This window comes from Dictyobacter arantiisoli (assembly GCF_008326305.1).
Classification (GTDB): domain Bacteria; phylum Chloroflexota; class Ktedonobacteria; order Ktedonobacterales; family Ktedonobacteraceae; genus Dictyobacter; species Dictyobacter arantiisoli.
On record NZ_BIXY01000061.1, the window covers coordinates 1 to 16139 of the forward strand.

Annotated in this window: 13 protein-coding genes and 2 pseudogenes; 8 read left to right on the forward strand and 7 right to left on the reverse strand. The window is 51.9% G+C overall.

Features of this window, described 5'->3' with window-relative positions:
- Together F1593_RS18390 and F1593_RS18395 are read left to right on the forward strand one after the other, a co-directional pair.
- Positions 1–2575, forward strand: a 2575-nt coding sequence (locus F1593_RS18390) for an RHS repeat-associated core domain-containing protein (RefSeq protein ID WP_149403029.1), incomplete at its 5' end; no start/stop codon positions are given.
- Positions 2576–2626: 51 nt separating this feature from the next.
- The gene (locus F1593_RS18395; protein WP_149403030.1) at positions 2627–3196 is read left to right on the forward strand and encodes a PH domain-containing protein; all 570 of its coding nucleotides are present in this window, start codon (positions 2627–2629) and stop codon (positions 3194–3196) included.
- Between the two features lie 772 nt (positions 3197–3968).
- Here the strand turns inward: F1593_RS18395 and F1593_RS18400 are convergent.
- Positions 3969–4535 (reverse strand): TetR family transcriptional regulator, encoded by a 567-nt coding sequence (locus F1593_RS18400; RefSeq protein ID WP_149403031.1) that lies wholly within the window; start codon positions 4533–4535, stop codon positions 3969–3971.
- A gap of 242 nt (positions 4536–4777) precedes the next feature.
- Here F1593_RS18400 and F1593_RS18405 point away from each other — a divergent pair, with 242 nt between their 5' ends.
- Together F1593_RS18405 and F1593_RS18410 are read left to right on the forward strand one after the other, a co-directional pair.
- On the forward strand, positions 4778–5719 hold the full coding sequence (locus F1593_RS18405; RefSeq protein ID WP_149403032.1) for an NADP-dependent oxidoreductase: 942 nt from the start codon (positions 4778–4780) through the stop codon (positions 5717–5719).
- A 361-nt stretch (positions 5720–6080) separates the two neighbouring features.
- Positions 6081–7728 (forward strand): annotated as a pseudogene (locus F1593_RS18410) (CocE/NonD family hydrolase).
- A 146-nt stretch (positions 7729–7874) separates the two neighbouring features.
- Here F1593_RS18410 and F1593_RS29340 read toward each other — a convergent pair.
- The 4 genes and pseudogenes from F1593_RS29340 to F1593_RS18425 all read right to left on the reverse strand — a co-directional run bounded on the left by F1593_RS29340 (position 7875) and on the right by F1593_RS18425 (position 9277).
- Positions 7875–8036, reverse strand: a complete 162-nt coding sequence (locus F1593_RS29340) for a tetratricopeptide repeat protein (RefSeq protein WP_235932618.1) — start codon at positions 8034–8036, stop codon at positions 7875–7877.
- Positions 8037–8039: 3 nt separating this feature from the next.
- Positions 8040–8753, reverse strand: a pseudogene (locus tag F1593_RS29870) (tetratricopeptide repeat protein); the annotation flags it as partial.
- A complete protein-coding gene (locus tag F1593_RS29020; RefSeq protein WP_149403034.1) occupies positions 8738–8923 on the reverse strand; it encodes a hypothetical protein in 186 nt (61 codons plus the stop codon). The pseudogene F1593_RS29870 and the gene F1593_RS29020, both read right to left, overlap by 16 nt.
- Before the next feature lie 63 nt (positions 8924–8986).
- A complete protein-coding gene (locus F1593_RS18425; RefSeq protein ID WP_149403035.1) occupies positions 8987–9277 on the reverse strand; it encodes a hypothetical protein in 291 nt (96 codons plus the stop codon).
- 505 nt (positions 9278–9782) lie between these two features.
- Between F1593_RS18425 and F1593_RS28450 the strand changes: the two genes are divergently transcribed.
- The 3 genes from F1593_RS28450 to F1593_RS18435 all read left to right on the forward strand — a co-directional run bounded on the left by F1593_RS28450 (position 9783) and on the right by F1593_RS18435 (position 13121).
- The gene (locus tag F1593_RS28450) at positions 9783–9941 is read left to right on the forward strand and encodes a hypothetical protein (protein ID WP_172632240.1); all 159 of its coding nucleotides are present in this window, start codon (positions 9783–9785) and stop codon (positions 9939–9941) included.
- Between the two features lie 939 nt (positions 9942–10880).
- On the forward strand, positions 10881–12359 hold the full coding sequence (locus tag F1593_RS18430; protein WP_149403036.1) for a helix-turn-helix domain-containing protein: 1479 nt from the start codon (positions 10881–10883) through the stop codon (positions 12357–12359).
- Between the two features lie 159 nt (positions 12360–12518).
- Complete coding sequence (locus F1593_RS18435; RefSeq protein WP_149403037.1) at positions 12519–13121, forward strand: TetR/AcrR family transcriptional regulator; 603 nt, start codon at positions 12519–12521, stop codon at positions 13119–13121.
- A gap of 269 nt (positions 13122–13390) precedes the next feature.
- Here F1593_RS18435 and F1593_RS18440 read toward each other — a convergent pair whose 3' ends face one another.
- On the reverse strand, positions 13391–13834 hold the full coding sequence (locus tag F1593_RS18440) for a MarR family winged helix-turn-helix transcriptional regulator (protein ID WP_149403038.1): 444 nt from the start codon (positions 13832–13834) through the stop codon (positions 13391–13393).
- 108 nt (positions 13835–13942) lie between these two features.
- Here F1593_RS18440 and F1593_RS18445 point away from each other — a divergent pair, with 108 nt between their 5' ends.
- Positions 13943–14305 (forward strand): VOC family protein, encoded by a 363-nt coding sequence (locus F1593_RS18445; protein ID WP_149403039.1) that lies wholly within the window; start codon positions 13943–13945, stop codon positions 14303–14305.
- Positions 14306–14388: 83 nt separating this feature from the next.
- Here F1593_RS18445 and F1593_RS18450 read toward each other — a convergent pair whose 3' ends face one another.
- Complete coding sequence (locus F1593_RS18450) at positions 14389–16059, reverse strand: hypothetical protein (protein WP_149403040.1); 1671 nt, start codon at positions 16057–16059, stop codon at positions 14389–14391.
- Between the last annotated feature and the right edge of the window lie 80 nt (positions 16060–16139).

Below are 16139 nucleotides of genomic sequence, written 5' to 3' on the forward strand. Positions count from 1 at the left end.
ACGTTCGTTGGGATCGGTCACCTATCAAGATGCCTCAACGATTGTGTTATCGACCACCGTTTCCTATCAACTCGGTAATGGATTGGCCAGTTTTTCGCGCGATACTTCCACGCCCTTTGAGCGTACCATCACCCAGGATGCCTACAATCATCAGCAGATCAGCTATAGTGATGCGCTTGGGCGCCATCGCTATGATCAACTCTTTAGCGGCACAGGCGCATCAGGCAGTCCCTATAGTACGGTGCGCACCCTGCAATACAATCGCGATACGGTGGGCAATCTGGTCTCCACCGATACCTTTGATGCCTCCTCCAACCTTCTTGCTTACCAGACGACGACCTATGATGGGGTCGGGCGCAAAACGGGGCTCAATGACGCAGATTCCGGCTCGTGTACGAATACCCCCTTGCCCGCTGGCTGTAGCAGTAGCGCAGATACGGCCTGGAAGTACAACTACGACCGCAACGGTAACGTGCTCAGTCAACAAGATCCGCGTGGGCAGAGTACCTATGTGAGCTATGATGTGCTCAACCGAGCGCTCTGTAAAGGCACCACATCCGCAGCGGTCTCACCCTGTAGCAGCAGTGCCTCTGCGACCTTCTTTTATGATAGCTATGACAACACCAGCAATCCTGGCGTGACCTTCCCCACGACCTGTATGGCTCCCAGCGGTTCCTACGCCTCCGACCCGATTGGTAAAGAGACGGCGGAAACCTTCAGTGCCACGGCAGGCAATGGATCCCGCTGTAGTGGCTACAATCAGCGGGGGCAGGCCGACCAGAGCGGGTTGACGGTCACCGCCGATGGTACGACCACGACGCAAACGGTGCATGCTTCCTACAACGATATGGGGCAACCCACCACTCTGGTCTATCCCGATGGCGAAGCTTTGACGGCACAGTATGATGGCAATAGCTATCTGCGCTCCTCCTACTTTGGCGATGCCAGCAGTACCGATCCCGTCAGCTTCCTGGTGGGACAGGTCTCCTACACCAACACTGGCCAGGTCTCGGGATTAGCGATTGGAGGTTCAGCAACCAAAGCATCGCAGCCGACTCCTGTTTTCTCGACCAGTGCCACCTATGATGGCATTGATCGTCCCGTGACCAGCAGTGCCACGCGCAATGGCAGCACCTTCTGGAGCCAGACGAAGACCTATGACAACGTCGGCAATACCTTGAATCTGAGCACGACCATTCCCACCGTCTCAGGAGGCAGTCAGACCGACTCCCAATCCTTCTGTTATGACGCACTCAATCGTCTCGTCTGGGCCGGAGATACCGGAACCCCGAGTGGAGGAGATCATTGTGGCTTGAATCCCAATGGCACCACTATTGCACCCTATCAACAGAGCTCTAGTTATGATGCCCTGGACCGCCTGACGAGTGGTCCGGCAGGCACCGAAACCTATGGCACGACTCCAACGCATGGTGCCACGACGTTAAGCACGGTGCCCAACCAGTACGCCAGCTATGATGCCATGGGTAACATGACCTGTCGGAACACCGATACCACCGTGGGTTCAATGCAAAGTTGTGATGCCTCCCAAAGCGGCGCACTGATGAGCTATGACAACGAAGGTCGTCTCTCTTCCTGGACCGCGCCCGGCGGCACGACCCCCAGCGATCAATTCCTCTATGACAACGCAGGCCAGCGCGTGCTGCTCTACTACAATTTTCGCTACTATGACTCAACCAGTGGTCGTTTTACAAGTGCGGATACGGTCGAAACCAATGGAAGTGGTCTGGATCCCTATGCCTATGTGCATAACAATCCCGTGAGCCTGACTGACTCGAACGGACATTGTCCATGGTGTATTGGTGCTATTATTGGAGCTGTTGTCGGTGCTGTAGCGGACTATGGCTACCAGGTTTATAGCAACTATCAGAGTGGAGACTCTAATCCATGGGGCGATGTGAATTGGTGGGATGTCGGCGGTGCGGCGGTTGGAGGGGCACTGATTGGAGCCACATTGGGTGCTGCGGCCCCTGCTCTTGCAGACGCGGCGGCAGCGGGTGTGTCCGCCTACAATGCTGGTGTGGGTGCGAGTGGCATTGCTACGCTAGCCTATACGGCCTATCAATATGGACCAACCATTGCAGCGGATACCTCGGCAGTAGCTACAGCAGCTGATACTGGTGTAACGGCAGCAGCAGATACAAGTGCATCAGTAGCACCAAGGTGGACAGAGTCTACTGTGAAGGATACCTTGAATGATGCTGGTGCTAAGACAACCAATGCAGATAGCCTTAAACTGACGCGTAACGAGAATCGTCTCTATCTTGGACATTATGGTGGGAATGGTACCATTATAGGAGGTACGGATGTTCCTCGCATTAAGCCAGGATTGACTTATCTCGATGCGCTTGCCGAAGACAATGGCGGAATGACTCTTGCCGATCTGATAAACCCGACTATAGATGAGATAACACCTCATATTGATAAGGCTGATGAGATTCTGTTCAATATTGGTCGCAATGGACTTGCTCCTGGATCATTGACGGAGCAAGAGTTCATGTATATATTGAGCAAAGAGCAGATCTTGCAACGAACCCAATTCGTTGAAAGGAGATAGTAATCGATGTCACACGATGCCCAAATGCCGATCTTCACTGAAGACTGACGCTTGATAGAGAACAATCAATTAGGCGTTCCTCTATCTATTCATTCCATAAAAAATAAAGAAATACTCTCTTGGACTATTTTGGGCTGGTTTATCTTCATACTCTCTGTTCTTACTTTGAGCGCGCTCATCATCCTCATAATCATCAATTGGCAACAGATCATTGCGCTCTCTACTGAACATCTCCACGATATAGGAGCAGTTGAACAACGTAACGTGAAACAAAGCCAACTGTATGATGAACATTTTTCGCTCTTTCGATCTTTGGTTGTAGTTGGGTGTGTGTTTCTCTTAGGACTGTTTCTCTTGCTTGTCAGAATTTCCTCTATGAAAAGGCGACGAGTCATTGTTTGTGAGCACGGTCTTCTCCAGGTTCGCAGGAAAGTATGGAGTGATCAGGTTGAAGTGGTGCATTGGGAAGAAATCCAGGCACTCAAGTCGGTACATACCATTTCTAACCGAGAATATATGCATCTCATACGAAAGGAAGGCAAACCGCTTGTTCTCGTTAATGATTACGAGGATTTCGACGAACTATTTGAGCAAATAAGACAATATAAACCTTTACCATAAAGGAAGCATATCTAGCTATTACCTACATAGCATTGATCAATGGTATGAGCTGCAATGGGATAGTCAATTGGCAAGAGGAACGTAATATGCATATGAATTCTCTGGAAATAATGTGGAACAATACAGTATATAAAATTTAATAGAACAACAAACCATTGTGGTATTGCTCCCTATTGGAATGGAGACCCTGCGCTGGCTGATCGGCCAAAAGAGGTGCAAAGTTATAGTTCCGATGGGAAACTAATGCAGGACAGTCGGTGGACCGATAGCCTGAGTTGTCCCGCTTCCGGCGTGGCCGCCAGCGTGGGTGTCGTCGGTGGAATGTATGATCCGGGCACGTCAATTTTTCGAACAGATGTTCGATCCACTTCAATCCGCTCTACAAGCGGGGTTGCAAGGGGCGGCTAGCCCCTTGCCGGGGTTACAGGGGTGTCCCCTGTCCTTTTTCTTTTTCCTCGCGCCGCCTGCGGCGGGCAAAAAGGGGAAAAGAAGTATGTGGGGGACACCCCACACCCCGGCAGAAGGCTTCGCCCTCTGCACTCCCATTGTAGCGAACGTTTGTTTCAAAAGTTTGGGATAACTCATGTATTTCGTCTACCTTTCGCTCTTTGTTCTGACACCTTCTTTCATTTCTTATCCTAACATTTTCAGACAGGTGAGGCGAGATGGGTTTCCCAACAGTGTCAAAAGCGTGCCAGACCCATTAAACTGGTGCTTTTACGACAATTATCCTGGTGAACAAGCCGCTCGGGATAGCGTGTTCATAGGGTGGTTATGTACCAGCGACGATGCCCTTGAGCTGGTCGAGGGACGCTCGGATAAGTCGCGATAGATCTTGCTCATCAGGTTCGCTGACCCAGCGGTCAAACGCTATTTTGAACGTGATGGATCCGACTTCCGCGGCGAGTATCGCCGCAAGGTCGCTCACGCCGCGCCTTCGCAACGCGTCGGCTATGGCGGAGGTAAGTGCTGCGCGCTTGAGCATCTCGCGTTCTTGGAGTTCCGGGTTGGCGGCAATCACGGCCTGACGCTGCCGAACGCGTTCATAGCGCTCCTGGAACACCGGGGTAGCGGCCTCCAGGGCCGCGATAACTGCATCGAGCGGCGTGGTGGAAGCAGGCGCAGCTTCGATGGCACTCACGAAGAGAGTGCGCAGCATGTCCTGACCCCCGAACAGCACCTCGCGCTTATCGGCGAAGTAGCGGAAGAATGTCCGCTCGGTGAGACCAGCCCGTTCAGCGATCTCCGTCACCATTGTCTGCTCAAACCCGCGTTCCTGGTACAGGTCCAGGGCTGCCTGCTCCAGTCGGCCCCTGGCATTGGGTTCCCATCGGCTCATACGTTCAATCCCTCCTTCATGACAGCTATTGACATCACTTCCAGTATACGGTATTATAGTGATGTCAGCAACCGACATCACTGTTTCGCCTTACCTGGAGAGATCTGTGGCGGAGCGGAACAGAAAAGGGTGTTGAGTCAGTGGATGTTGTGTGTAGGCCTACCTCACGATAAGAAAACACATGCTCTACTTATTAGTTAGAGCATTACCGAGAGCAATAAGTGTTATAAGGAGTACGTTATATGAGTCGAGCGATTATGTATACGTCATTTGGCGGACCCGACGTTTTAGAACTGCAAGACATTCCAGAACCCCATGCTGGTCCAGATGAAGTACGAGTACGCGTGGCGGCCGCAGGCTTGAACCCGATGGATTGGAAGCTCTCTTCAAATCCCGACGTGGCTGCAAGGTTTGGTATTACGTTGCCAGCAGGATTCGGTCATGATTTCGCTGGCACCATTGATGAGGTTGGCTCTCATGTCAAAGATTTTTCTATTGGAGACCGTGTCTTTGGCGGAGCGCTTGGTCGCGCCGTCGCTGACTATATTGTCCTGAAAGTTTCATCCACAGAACCACAATTGTATCATACTCCCAGTGGCATTCCAGACGTCATTGCAAGCGCTCTTCCGGTTGCTGGTCTTACCGCCGACGCGGCACTGAGCGTGATCGGTGTCAAGTCAGGTGAGACCGTGCTCATAGGTGGTGCCGCCGGTGGCGTCGGCACCTTCGCCGTACAGCTCGCAAAGCTGGCTGGCGCAACCGTTATCGGGACCGGATCAGAGGATTCATTCGACTATCTCCGTACGCTTGGTGCTCTTCCAGTCACCTACGGACCAGGATTGGCAGACCGCGTGCGTCAGTTCGCCCCACATGGTGTCGACGCGGCTACGGCGCTCGTGGGGACAGAGACCATAGACGTTGCCCTTGCGCTTGGTATTTCGCCAGCTCGTATTTCTACGATCGCTGCAGGACCGAATCCGCCAGGAGGTGTACATGCCACAGGCGGGGCACAAGCCAGTCCTGGTGCCCTCGAGAGAATTACCGATGCCATAAGGAGTGGGAAGCTGACCGTCCCAATAGCCGCAACGTTTCCCATCGAACGGACCCGCGAGGCTGTCACGCTTCAGTGCGGGGGGCATGTTCACGGCAAAGTGGTCATTACACTTTCTGAAAAGGATCGCTAAACCTCGATGAGGGGTCAGCATGTTTTAGTGTGTGGTGTTGGAAAAGTTCTAAGAACTTTTCCAACACCACACACTAAAAAGATGTTTGAGCGCCGCAGGTGCGAAAACTCATGCACAGAGATGGTGGAGAGCATGGGAATCAAACACTTTGTCAGAACTGTGGATGAGGTTCATCCAGAAAAGGTAGGCTATGATGGAAAAGCCAGCACGGTCTTCGGGGCGTTCCCAGGAGCGTAGTCAATGGCAAGCACTCTTTCAGCAAAACACTGGCGATCCTGTACAGATGCTGGTCACGATCTTTGAAAAGGAGCTTCCCGCTCCATCGACAGAATTTGGGCAAGCAGAGACGGTCCGTGTGTCTATGCGTGACGGGATAGGTCTTGCGACACGGGTATTTCTTCCGGCAGGCCAGGGACCATGGCCTGTGATTCTGGCCCGTTATCCCTATCCGATGGCGGCAATGATGGAGGCTCTTGGTCGTGTCTGGACGCGGCATGGGTATGCTTTTGTGACGCAGGAGTGTCGAGGAACGAATGCCTCGGAGGGTGTATGGGTCCCATGGGAACATGAACGCGATGATGGTCTGGATACAATAGATTGGCTCAAACGGAAATATTGGCATGTGGGGGAGGTCCTATCTCTCTGGCGTACAGTGGGTCATGGCCGATCAACTTCCACCTGAAGTGAAAGCTCTGGTTCTCTCAGTGAATGGAACTGAGCGCTATCGGCAATTGTACATGAACGGTATGTTCAGGCAGGATGCTTTTACTTCGTGGGCATTTGCTAACTCCGAGGTGAAGACGCGGCAAGATCCAGGAGAACTCTATCAGCAAGCGCTCTATGCGCGTCCACATCTGGATGTGGATGTCAAGTTGCTTGGTCAGGAACTGCCCTGGTATCGCGAATGGATTAGCAATGTGAGCCGCGAGGGAGAGTATTGGAAGCGCGGCGTTTGGAACATGCTTCAGCACATTCCACCCCAGGTACACACTCCTGTCCTGATGGTTGGTGGCTGGTATGACCACAATCTTGATGGGATGATTCGAGCCTATGAGCAGTTCCCAGAGCAGACAAGGGCTGCAAGTCGCTTTGTGATTGGTCCCTGGATTCATGCGCTGGAAAGTAGCGGGGATCTGGACTATCCTGATAGCGATGTTCTGGGGACGTTTACAATCAAGCAGGCAACTGAATGGTTTGATCATCAGCTCAAAGGACAGTCCTATCCCTATCGCAAGGGGGGGATAGACGCATATATTATCAGAGAAGGTAGGTGGCAGGTATGGGATAGAGGATTTCCACAGACACAGAAGCAGGCATATTATTTGTGTTCCGGTCAGGAGGTGTATCCTTCCTCAGGACAATTGACGTCTGAGGCTTCGTCAACGCAGGAGCGTATCTCCTATACCTATAATCCAGATAACCCGGTTCCAACGCAGGGAGGAGAGGGTTTACTCGCCTTCTCCTTTGGTCCGACGTATCATGGTGCCGCGCCGTCGAGTCTCAAGCAGGCAGAGCCAGGGAGCAGAGCAGATGTGATTACCTTCCTCTCCGCTCCTCTCCAAGCGGATGTCGCTATCCAGGGTCGCATCAAAGCGCATCTGCGTGTGAGCTCAGACGTCGATGATACAGCATTTACGGTGAAGCTCATGGAGGTCTTTCCCAACGGCAATGCCTACAACATCCGCGATGGTATCAGTAGCCTTGCGTATCGCAATGGTGCGACACGGCCACAGGACTATGTGGCAGGAGAAGCGGTCGATATTGAGATCGAACTGTGGCCGATCGCCTGGACCATCAAGCAAGGGTCACGGATACGTGTTGATGTCTCCTCCTCGAATTTTCCAGCCTATTATGTCCACCCCAACGTTAGCGGACCCTGGGCCGAACAACAACAGGTACGCATCGCTCAACAGACGCTCTCTATCGGAGGCGCACAGTCGTATGTGGAGTTCCCGGTTGCTGTCGCGTCACTCCATGCTGATGGGATCTTCACCGCAGAGGGATCATGAAAAGCTGCGCTTGGACATGTCATTCGAGAAGAGGAAACACAATACTAACCATCCGTTTTTTTTGCCAAATCCCCTTGCTCTATCGATAGCCATCGTTTAGAGCGAAGTTATGCCGTTACACGAGACCAGGAATCCTGCACAGCTGACTACAGGATCTCTCTTGCTTCTTGATACCCAAGGGATTCGGCTTGTTGAAAGGCGTGGTGTGCCTCGGCCTGTCTGCCGAGGTGTTGAAGCACACGCCCTCGGTGATAGTGGGCGCGTGCATGGGTCGGATCAAGGGCCAGGGTTTGGTCAAAATCGGCCAAGGCCCGCTGGTAGTCCTGGAGCGTCGCGTATACCGCGCCTCGGTTGTGGTAGATGTGGGCATTGCTGGGATCAAGACGAAGGGCCTGGTCAAAGTCGGCGATGGCCTGCTGGCACTCATGGATGGCGGCGTGCGCGTTACCCCGGTTGTAGTAGGCGTCGGCAGAGTTGGGATCGAAGCGGAGGGTTTGGTCAAAATCGGCGATGGCCTGCTGGTACTCGTTGAGGGCGACATACGCAGTGCCTCGATTATAGTAGGCGTGGGCATTGCTGGGATCGAGGCGGAGGGTGTGGTCAAAGTCGGCGATGGCCTGCTGGTACTCGTTGAGGGCGACATACGCAGTGCCTCGGTTGTAGTGGGTGGCGGTGGAGTCGGGAGCGAGGCGAAGGGCCTGGTCAAAGTCGGCGATGGCCCGCTGGTACTCGTTGAGATCAGCATAGGCGGCCCCGCGGTTGTGGTAGGCCCGAGCATAGCTGGGATCGAGGCGAAGGGCCTGCTCATAAGCGGCGATGGCCTGCTGGTACTCGTGGAAGGTGGCGTGGGCATTGCCTTCCTGCACCCATTGTTCTTTGGTCTGTGGCTGTGGAGATTCCATGTGTCTATTCCTTTCCAGGGAGAACCACCCAATGATCTCAAGAGCGCTCGCCCGCCGGAGCAAGGTGGGCTCATGTAATTCGATGCAAAAGAAGCGGGCGAGCACCATCAATGAGCAGCCCATTCCGCCCCGACAGATCCAATCGGATCGCCATCATTGCAAACGACGCACCCCATAGCATATTGCAGCGCGCCATGTTTGGGACAGAGAACAAATTTAGCTGGCCTCCACCATGTTTGCTGATCGAGAGCGATCTGGGGATTGACGCACTTCACGAAGAAATGACCAATCATTTGAGCAAGCTTCTCCAGACAGGCTAGTGACCAATCTTCGTGCGGCTCATAGCACAGCCGACCCTAATCCTGCATCGATTGCGCTCTGCGTATGACCGCGAGGAGAAAGTGCTTTTCGGCCTCAAACTGTTCAGCCGTCCAGGGGATCTCATTCAGATCGAAACCAACCGTGCCCATGCCAGAGAGAGCCTGATCACGACTAGCGAACCAGACGATGAGCAACTTCTCATGCTCTCTCTCCGCCAGAGCCGAACCACTCAGCACAAGAAGAGAGATCATCACACTTGTGAGGCCATTCGACATCTTGAGTGATTCTGAGGACTCAACGCATTCGTTGGTAATGCGATTTCCCATTTATTATACCTCGCCTGTACTGCTTCCCCATTTTATCATTCTAGATGAACCACACTGTTCCTATCTCTCACGCCGCACAGTTCGCATGTGGCCGCTATGAGTCGTTTCACCACCTCCTTTTGCTCATAAGACCCAACACCGAGGTACGTGTAAAAATAGGACATAGGGGAAACAAGCAATAATAGCAAAATAGTTTTTGCATTATGCAAACGTTTTATTCATGAAATATTGGTTAAGATATTTTTTTTCTGCAGTTTCCTGCCAAACAGATAGTAATTCATGCGTAATGAGAAAGAAGTATTTCGATAAACATCTTGCTTTGCAAACCATCACAAGGCCGATGAAACCCCTTCCTTTTGCCCTGACACACAATCGCTTGCATTTTGGGCCACATTGTGCAGAATGATCTGATTTGATTGCGAGTTACTCGACGACTTGAACTGTTTCCAGGCGCTCTTTTTTCTCTTGTGGGGAAAAAGCTGCTGTCGGTTCATCAAGGATAAAAATGGGCATTTCACGCATCAACGCTCGGGCCTGCCCGGCGAGTTGGCCTATCGGTGTCTTTCGTCAGGATCGCACTGACAGGCCAGCTTCGCGCATTTTAGGTCAAATTGATACGGTGACCCGGCGTAGTCCTTTCGCTCATTACCCCAAACTGATGTAGGTAACTCTGCTTATGTATGAACAGCCAGCAAAGCCATTAGGGGAATTAAAAGCGGTCGAGATATTCCAAGGACTTAATTTGGATGAATGAGTTGATCCATCACAACCGACCCAATGAAAAGATAATGTATATTGCCCGCTAGCGAGAAGACCTACATTCCAGAGAGTAACATTTGCTCCTCCCGTACCCTCAAAACAGACATCGTCCTTGTTATAATCAGTGCTAATGTCGACCTGACCAGACGCACCTGGTTCACTACTAGTACACGTGGCACGGCTAATCAAAGGTGTCATAACGGTGTGAGATTGGACAGTAGCTGCGTGGGCGGTTCCTGCGGTGCTCTGAAAGGCAGCTCCAAAGAGAGCGCACAACAGGGCTGGGAGAAGGAGAAATCGTAATGGGTGCTGTTTCATCATTGTTCCTTTTCCTTTCTGTCAAGAAAACTATCAAGAGATTTGACACTACCAACAACATTCTGATTTTTGAAGGCTGTAAAAGCGATAAACGATCGATGATCGTACAGATAACATGATGACCATCCTCATTGCTCACCTTCTAACAAGTGGCTCGAGAGGAAATGTGCCAGTCAGGCATTCCGGAGTGCTCATGCGACAATGACTCCCGGTCACTTCTGTTCTCCTAGCGCAATTATAGGCAAAAATCTGGCTGTTCCAAATAGCATTGGCTATCATCCGGAACTATCATTTTGGCGTTTGCCAGGAGAAAAAGATATAAACTTGCCCGTTTTGTGCAAGAGAACCCCACTACACCTATACACCATCTAGCTGTATAATAGTAGATGATTCGCCTATAAAATGTCTGGTCACTTCATAAGAGAAAAGAGCAAGCAGAGGATGCTATTGATACGCTCTTCCTTTTAGCGCCCTGATCTACATCGTAGTCAAGGCTCATAGAACAAATTTAGGAGTAGAAGCTTTTATGAAAACGCAAGATGCGATTCCCTGGAATGAGTTTATACGACAAGAGCGCATCAGACGAAACTGGAGACAGCGAGATGTCGCCGAACGCCTCGGCACCACTCCCGTCACCGTTACCAGATGGGAGAGTGGTAGTCACTTACCCAGTGCTTACTTCCGCATGAAGCTCTGTACACTTTTTGAGAAAAGCGAACAGGAATTAGGCTTCAGCCAGAATGACACGATTATCTTCCCTGTTACAGAAGATCCATCCGTGGTACGAAACGAAAGCATTGAAGCACCCAGAGAACACGCACTGCCTCTGGACGCTATTCCTGTGACGTCCCTGCCTGAGAATCTTCCGGCTCCTGCCGATTCATTTGTTGGCCTTTCTTCTCCCCCTGAGCTTCCTGAAGTGCAAAAGTCCATCACCCCCCCGCAATTGCTACAAAGAAGGACTATTGCGTTCCTCCTCGGGGCTGGAACGCTCGGGCTGGCGGCCACTGCAACTTTCACCTTCTGGTTTCCCTCATCCTCTCGCTCACGTGTCAGACCGCCCTCTCAGCCAACACCTCGCTACCCTCTGCATCCACCACAAAGCCAACGCCTGCATCACCTGGTCGACATGAATACCTCAAACTGGATCAATCATGTAGCCTGGTCCTCTGATAACCGTTATCTGGCAACAGCCAGTGGTTCCAATACACTGACGATCTGGGAGATAGAGAAAGATACGATCGCGCTGGCTCACCCTACTTTGAATCAATGGATCAACGACGTTTCCTGGTCAAAGACAAATTGGGTCGCAGCAGTCACAGCCGAGTCCGGTGCTGGTGCCTTACAACTCTGGAAGTTCCCTGAGTCTACACCAGCCAGGACCATGAAAAAAGGGTACGCTCTGCGCTCAGTGAGCTGGTCTCCCGACAATTCTTACCTGGCTATTTCCGGCCATAGCCCAACCGTGGAGGTGTGGAACTCCACGCTCGATCACCTGGTGAGTAGTTATACCAACGCAAAGCTGGGGCTTCTGGGCATCTCACGGGTCACGTGGTCTCCCTCTGGACGTTTCCTTGCCTGCGCTACGGACGATGGAACAGCCCATGTATGGGAAGCACTGACAGGCCAAATGCGGGTCATCTATCATGGCCATCAGAGCCGTGTCCACGATCTGGCCTGGTCTCCCAATGAACGGGCGATTGTATCATGTAGTACCGATCAAACCAGCCAGGTCTGGGATGCAGCAACAGGGCATACGTTGATGACATACCGCGGGCAAAAGGGGGAAATTGAAGGGGTCGACTGGTCACCACACGGTACATGGATCGCCTCTGCCAGCGCAGATCACACCGTCCAGATCTGGGCTCCCTTTACCGGTCAGTTCATCGCCCTTTATGACAAATATGACGTCACCGTAGAAACGGCACACTGGTCAACAGATGGCACGATGCTGGCTATCGGTACAGACAAAGATGGTGTAGAGATTTGGCCAGGGCAATACTGAAGTGAAGAACAAAAAGGCTTGTTCTTCCTTTGTGAGAACGCATAAACCCTAGCGCAAAGCCAACGCGCCGTTGCAAAAGAAGCGTAACCGATGATACAATGAGCGTCAATCAACAATGGAACGGAACGTATTGCCTATGCAACATGGGAGAGGAATGTGATGCAAAAGCTCGATGGCGTTGAAGATCTGAGGGTTCGTCGCACGCGTAAACTGCTTCAGCAAGCGTTGATTGAGGGGACTGTGGAGAAAGGGTTTGCGGCCCTCACCGTGCGTGATATTACCAGGCGTGCAATGGTGAACCGCTCGACGTTTTATCGTCACTACCTTGATAAATATGATCTGCTCGAACAGCATCTCAATGAGATATACGAGGTGTTAGAGGAGGGACGGTTCATAGGGGAGGGACGTCATGAAGGAATCATCGATGAAGGCATCATCGAGCTATTCAAGCAGATTCAACAGTTTCCTGACTTTTACCGCGTGATGCTGAGTGCGCAGGCGGACGCCTTTTTGAGCCAGCGCTTTCGCCAACAGACGCAGCAGCGTGTTCTTGCGTACTTCCATCAGACGTTCCCCGAAGCTGCATCTGATCCCGATACACCGCCGCTCGACCTGAAGTTCACCACTGTTGCCTCGGCTGGATGTAGCGCGCTCGGCTGGTGGCTGGAGCAGGAGCGGCCCTCTACGCCTGAACAGTTTGTCCACTGGCTGCGACAGCTGAGTTATGATATCTCGGTCTCTACGCTCAAGCTGAAACAATGAGATCCCTTGCTTTCAAACGTCGCTTCAGCTCTACTAAAAATATGAGCCATCCCGGATTTTGAAACGTCATGCGCTGCAAGCGCACCACTCCGCATGAGGTATCAAAATCGGGGCAACTCCAGGCGCGGCTACGTGGGTTTTCCTCTTACGTTACGTATTTCAAATACGAATGATGTATTCATCATTTTTCCTGTTTCTTTCCTCACCCGACATTTCCGTTCGGGTTCCCTCCCAAAACGGGTCAACTCCAGAGTGAAATTTCACTGATGTCACAAACTGGGAGGTGTCTCTGCCTCAGTTTCCAACGCATTGGCACAGGTACACAACTCGTGGACCAGTTGGCGACGCTGATCCTCTGTGAAATTGGTAACCATGTGCTCTTCAATGGCTCTAGTTTTATGGTGACTCTCTTGAAGGCAGTTCTCTCCGGCTGGAGTAAGATAGGCTTGAAGGACCCGTCCATACTCAGGATGAGGGTGACGTACGATCAGTCCTCTGCTCTCTAAATTCGCTAAGATGAGATTCATTGTCTGTGGGGTGACAAAGCACTGCCGCGCAATCTTGTTCCCTGAAAGACCAGGATTTTCTTCAATCGCAGTGAGCGCTGAATATTGAGGGGTGGTCAGCCCTGTCTCTCGCAACGCATTGTCCATCTGGACGCGTAAAGCGTACTGGACACGCTTCAACTGATACCCCACGCTTTGTTCTCGCATACTTTTTCCTTTCTTCCTACCCTTGTATTTTTATCAGTATGCTGTTATAATATCAGTGTGCTGATACTAAAACAATATACTGATATTATAACATACAAGGAGAACGTTATGGCGAAGATTCTTGGACCTGATTTCATTGGCTTACAAGTTCGCAACCTGGAAGCATCTCGAACTTTCTACGTGGAGCTGCTTGGGCTTGAGCCTACTCCTCAAAGTCCACCCCACGCGATCGTGTTTCGTACCCAACCTATTCCATTTGCCATCCGTGAACCAGTTGTCAACCTTGATGAGGTAAGCCACCTGGGATGGGGAGTTGTGCTCTGGCTTCAATGTGACCATGCTGACGAATTGTGCGCCTCACTTGAAGGTCATGGGGTTCCCATCGTGCAACGACCTTTTGACGGCCCTTTCGGTCGCACCTTCTCGTTTGTTGATCCTGATGGTTACACGATCACCGTTCATGGTGCCTGATGAGCCAGTTCACGCTACAACCGCTGGGACCCTACTCCCTGGCATCTGAAATTGCTCCCAATTTCATGATTCAGGGTGCTCCGTCAGGAGCATGGCTTATTTGAGCGGTATTGACCGCAAGGGATCGGGCCTTCGTTGCGGGAGGACCCCTGGGTGAGGTTGGTGAGGATGACCTGATAGGGGGTGAGGGTGATGGTGCTCTGGTTGAGATGGACGTTGACTTTGTGCGCGGTTTTGTTGACGAGCATGAGTTTTGTGTTCGATGCCAGGGCCCCGATCTGCGCGGGATCGGAGATGGTTGTGTTGTAGAGGATGGTGCCAGCTCCAAAATCCTGGGTGAGGGTTTTGTAGGTGGTGTACCAGGGATAGGCGAGGCCGCCGTTCGCTTTTTGGGTGGATGTCCACAGTCCGTAATCAGCGCCTCCAGCGCCGAAGTTGTTCCAGGATAGGGCAACTCCTCCGCCAGCCTGAATAAATTGCATCATGGTGGAGGCTTTGAGCGCGTTGTCCTTGTCGAAACTGCTGCTGTTATTTTCCTGGCTTGAGGCATACCATTCGGCGAGCCAGATGGGAAGGGTGGTTGCCCCTGGATAGGTTGTGGGGTCCAATGAACGCATCCATTTTACGGTGTCGGCGAAGACGTCGGCGGCGGCAAATGGCTGGTGATTAAGGATATGCCCCGTGTCACGGTTCTCGAGCGAGCCATCAAAGGTGATGAAGCCGGCGCCGCTTTTGTGCTGTAGCCAGTATTGAATAACGTCCAGTGGGCGTTGATCAATGACACCATAGGCTTTGCTCAGATGGGATGGATGGCTGCTCTGCGCTCCATTCGACCAGGTATCGAGGACGACATAAGGACCCCCAATTTTGATGTCCTGCTGATTGATATGCTGTGCGTTGGCAACATTCATGATGGTGCTATAGACCTGATTGTACATGTAGGTGTAGCCATGGCGGGCATTGGCTCCATTCGCTTGGCCGGGACTTATGGTGTAGTCGTAGCTGTTGATATCAGGATTGAAATAGCCTTTGAGCTCGTTCCAGACCTGGAAGGTGCGGACATTGTAGGGTGGCTGCATATAGCGTTCCGCGACCGCCTGTACCAGATGGGTCCACTTATCCATCTTGTTATCCAGGATACGCGAGCTATATGCAATGGGTTGCCATTCATCGTTGGCTGTCAACTGCTTCGTCTTCCCATGTCCATCGTATTCGCCCTTCATCCACCAGGGGGCTTCGGCCAGTGTGATCACGGGTGTCTGGCCCAGATGGATGGCGGTCTGGATACGCGCATCCAGCGCGCCCCAATCCGTGGGATTAGGGGTGGAGGGATCCGGCCAGGGATCAGGCAGGCCCCAGGCCATGATCGAGGTGTTCATGTATTTTACGCCCTGCTTGATCTGTGTATAGACCTTCCCGATTGCGCAGTCATCATTGCCGTATCCTTGTGTCATTTGATTGTCTGATTGCGTGATCCCGGCGGCAAACTGGGAGGTGCTTGTTGTCTGTTTATCATAATTGACGGTCACGTCAGTAGGCGTTACATTTGTTTCTTGTCTGCTATGTTGCATGGATGATGGGACCTCACGGGGTGTCGTACATTGATTAGCAGTCTGTTTTTTAGTGCTGCTCGCACCTGGACCCGCGCAGGAAAAGATAAGTGGCAACAAGACCACCAGTCCTAACAGGGATAGGATGGAGTTTTTTTGCCATGTTCTTCTTATAGTTGTCGGTACAGTCAGTACTCTCTGCATGCTATCTTTCTTGGTGCGAACGTAAGGCTTTTCAAGCGGGATTGCAATGGAGAAGTGTAGGTGCGGCCCGAGGTCGCAAC